Here is a 4,109-nt window from a genome sequence, read left to right on the forward strand (position 1 = left end):
TTAAGGCTAATCCACAACAGTTCTTGCCCTGGAATTATCAGTCCAATATCTAATCAAAACAGGCTCTGGCTTTTGGCCAGAGCCGCTTCTTCATACCTATGTACACTATCTTCTCGTAAGCTCACACATCTTCCCGTTTTGTGCCTGTGCCAGCCCGCAATGAAATTCTGATTAAATTTCTCAAGCTTAAGCTTACGGATAAATCGCTATCTAACATCAAAAAAGACCTCAAATTGATGATCAATGTTGCTAGGAAAAAGGGCGGGAACTTAGAGATGCGGCTACATGAGCTGAATTCACAAGCTGCCCGCACCAAGCTCGTCGGTGCAGAAAAGCTCTACAATTTATTGGTTCACCTTTATGACACTGAAGGCATTGAATCACGATTGTTCGAAGAAGGCAGTCAAGCCGAATCAGGTATTCTCTATATGCTCGAAGAGCAAATAGAGCATGGCTTTGATCAGGAGCATAAACAGATTACCCCGCTCTCTATGTTGATGCAGTCAGAACAAGCCCCAGAACTGATTAACTCAATCAACGCTCATGGTCTATTCATCGCTGAGATGAAAGAGTGGAGTGCTAAATCGAATCAAGCTCATATTTTAGTCCATCCTGCTTAAATCTTTTCATTCTAAACCAAGTGGTCGCTCACCTGATTTTCAGGGAGCACTATTGATAGAATAAAGGCCCTCATTCTGTTGTGATGTCACAACCTTTACTGTTTTCCTGAATTGATACTATTGAGCAAGTGTCGAAAGACAAAGATTGAAACTAACATTTGCCCCGTTATGTATATGGAATCCACGTATTTACAAAGTGATTTTGGTAATAAAAGTTAAGATGCGGTCGTATATTCGGCTTCTTATTGAAGGAGCTACCTTCTAGCCTTTGATGTTTTGCGCACCTACTGTCCTTATCGAGTTAGCAGCTTGCTTAGCATGACAGAACGGCCAGGTTTTCAGTAGGTTGGTCTTACCTTTTATGCTTCATCATTTTGTAAAATTTTAGAATTTGTTAGTGATTAATTAGTAAGTAATACTGGTTTGTATTCAGTCTCATACCGAAGCATTGCCCACGCAGTCCGTACCACTTTGTTCGCCAGTGCAATGCAGGCCTTCTTGAAGCCGATACGATCTATGATACTCCTCAACCAAGCATCCTTTTGAGTCTTCGGTTTTTCGGGGAGTCGTCCAACGTAAGACATTGCACCAAGATAGAGAAGGGAGCGTAGCTCCTTCACTCCACCGCATTTATCGATCCCAATCATAAAGACCTTGCCACCTGAACTGTGTTGTTTGGGTGTAAGACCAACAAACGCTGAAGCTTGTCTTCCATTCTTGAACTGCTTTCCATCACCAAGAGTTGTATAGAGCATCGCAGCTGTTGTTTCACCAACACCTTCAATTTCCATTAATCGTTGGCATGGTTCTATCTGGCGGGTTAAAGCATTTTTCTCTTTTTCGAACGCGATGAGTTTTGCTTTCAGTTCTTTATATTGCTCCCACAACATGGACAGAACGGATACAACATTTGCTGGTATTGAGGTCTCTCCATCAAGTACTGTTTGAACCGACGCTTTTAAACCTTTTTCACCTCTAGGGTTTGCTATCCCGTAGCCCAAAATCGTCCCTCTAATGTGAAGCCCTAAGGAAACCACACTACGAGATAAGAACCTACGGCTGGTTTCTAATGAATGCATAGATTGTTGTTCTAATGACTTTGGACGGCTGTACTTGATACCAATTTGGATAGCGGCATTAGCGATAGCAAGGGCATCATTATGATCAGTTTTATGTCCTTCTAGGTAGCCTTTCACTTTCTTCGGGTTGATAATCCGCACTTCGTGTCCAAACTTTTGAGCTAACTGACCCCAATAATGACATCCGCAACACCCTTCCATTGCGACAATGGAAGGCTTAGCCTTGGCAAGAAACTCTTTCATTTTCTGTCGACTTAGAGGTTTATTGGACAGCATCTCACCGTGAACACTGATATGGCAGGCTTGCAGAACATTTTTTGCTAGGTCGATAGCGATAACATTTTTAGTCAACATATTGGAGCCCTCGTTATAATGGCACTCTGCTAAGTGTAGACTGGCAGAGAGGGAGTGGATTCCATACATCAAGTTAACACACAGAAATTTCAGCTAGCCTAACTTTGCCTACAAAATGTGTTTCAAACAGTGTTGTTACATTTTCTCTGGTTAACTTAGCCCCGGTCTGCCTCTTGCAGTGACATGTTAAAGCCAGCTCTATAACCTAAAACCCAACACTTACATTTTTTGTCTCCATTTTTTAACATAACTTATACCTTTAATACAAAATGATATACGCCTCAATCATCTGAGTGAAGAAACCTTCTATTTATTGCTTATTCTTTCAATATTTATTTATCATTCACCTAATTATTTAAAGGCATTACAGAATGAAAAAATTATTACTATCGACCGCGATTCTTTGCGCTTTAGGCGCAGGTAACGCACAAGCAAATTGGAAGGACACTCTCAATTCAGGACTTGATAAAGCAAAATCCATCATCTCTGATACTGGCAGCTCTAGTGACACTCAAGTAGAACCTGAATATATCCCTCGCGTTACTGAAGTTATTGTTTCCGATAATTGGAATGGAGTAGAAAAGCGATTTGGCAAGGTCATAAGCCTAAAAGAGAAACAAGACGGTGCGCCTGCTAAATCGGGACTCATCAAAAAAGGAAAATCGGATTATCAAGAAGAAATTGATGAACTACTTGAGCAAGTGTTCGAGTTAATTTCAGATGAAGATTTGTCTGATTACCAGGAGCAACTTCTCGCTAACGATGAGGCCATGAAAGAAGAAATCTCTGAATTATCGGAGTTAAAGAAGAAATACAAGCTGACCTTTGATAAAGGTGATAAAGCAGATATAACGGAAGTGTAGTCGATAAAGAGAGTGATATTGCTTATGTCGCTGAGCAGCGCTCACTCATTATTGTGGCAGTACAAGAGCGCTTAAATGATTTCGGAACATTCGTTACTGAAGAGCAAGTAGAAGCGCTATTAACCAAAGTGAATGTCAACGAAATACTTTCGATGACAACGGTATTTCCAGTGATTAGCGAGTTTGCGAACTATTTGGGTCAGGTTTCTCAAGATACAGGGGAAGACTTAACCGCTGCGAAGAAATACTATGGTATGTATGTGTTGCTCTTGGAGTTGCAGCTCTTTATCCAAGATCAATACATTAACAAATTAGAGTACACCTTCATTCCTAGAATTACCGAGCTAGGTAATCAGAACAACAAGTTGATTAAAGAGACGAAAGCTCTATCTCGCAAAACCAACTCTAAAAACCTATCCATCTATAAGAAGAATTTAGAAAGTCAGCAATACTCTGCAAAAGTCATAAATAGTTATAAGAAGCAGCTTCAATCTGATTTAAAGAAAGTGAAATCGGCTAAGGCCAGATTAAAGAAAGATTACGATGCTGCGGTTAATACGTATAAAACAGTCGACATCGCATTTAATGTATCAGGCCTTATAAAGGAAAATGAAAAACTCTTTGATGAGGTGATGAATCTGCAGGCTCCAGAACTGATCCCGTTTGAGAATGAAAAAATGAAAGATGAGTTTTCAAAAATTAGCGCTCAAATTCGGAGTTATTAACAGCCTAACATATTGATGTACTAACAGGCAGGAGTGATACTCTAATGCCGCTCACTTAAAGTGAGTGGCATTGTTTTTTCTTCATTACTCCAGGGAAAGATCTTGCTCGCCTAGACTGCATTAATAACAGTATTGCACAAGCATCCGAGTTATTAAAAGCAGATCTCACATGAACTTGGAGCTATATCAACACGAGTAGATGGTGTAACCATTACTGTAACTTATGTTGAGTGTACGTATCGCAGTAAGATGAGAGGTGATGTTTCTATAGAAACCCTAAGAAAAGCACTAATAGCTAAAAGGTAGGTAAGGGGAAGCTTTGGGAGTAATCGTAACTCAGAAATGTCCGTGCGACCTGAAGTCGTATGAAGCGTTGTTCACCACGAAGAGTGAACCATCTGTACCACCAGATGCCCCTAAGAGCCTGAATAAAGCAGCGGCTCTGACAATGTAACGAAGCTTGGTCGT

Annotated in this window: 3 protein-coding genes and 1 pseudogene; 3 read left to right on the forward strand and 1 reads right to left on the reverse strand. The window is 40.5% G+C overall.

Annotation, left to right across the window (positions count from 1 at the left end; translation table 11 throughout):
* Positions 1-128: 128 nt before the first annotated feature.
* Positions 129-620, forward strand: a pseudogene (locus H5300_RS25740) (DUF2913 family protein); the annotation flags it as partial.
* 401 nt (positions 621-1,021) lie between these two features.
* On the opposite strand, the gene H5300_RS25745 reads toward H5300_RS25740, so the two are convergent.
* A complete protein-coding gene (locus H5300_RS25745) occupies positions 1,022-2,053 on the reverse strand; it encodes an IS110 family transposase (RefSeq protein ID WP_017100620.1) in 1,032 nt (343 codons plus the stop codon).
* Between the two features lie 371 nt (positions 2,054-2,424).
* On the opposite strand from H5300_RS25745, the gene H5300_RS25750 reads away from it, so the two are divergent.
* Complete coding sequence (locus H5300_RS25750; protein ID WP_182797265.1) at positions 2,425-2,916, forward strand: hypothetical protein; 492 nt, start codon at positions 2,425-2,427, stop codon at positions 2,914-2,916.
* A gap of 53 nt (positions 2,917-2,969) precedes the next feature.
* Positions 2,970-3,641: a hypothetical protein gene (locus H5300_RS25755; RefSeq protein WP_182797266.1), complete on the forward strand. Its 672-nt coding sequence runs from the start codon at positions 2,970-2,972 to the stop codon at positions 3,639-3,641.
* The last annotated feature ends 468 nt before the right edge of the window (positions 3,642-4,109 follow it).

Origin of the sequence: Vibrio sp. SG41-7 (assembly GCF_014164465.1) — a bacterium.
Taxonomy (GTDB): Bacteria; Pseudomonadota; Gammaproteobacteria; order Enterobacterales; family Vibrionaceae; genus Vibrio; species Vibrio splendidus.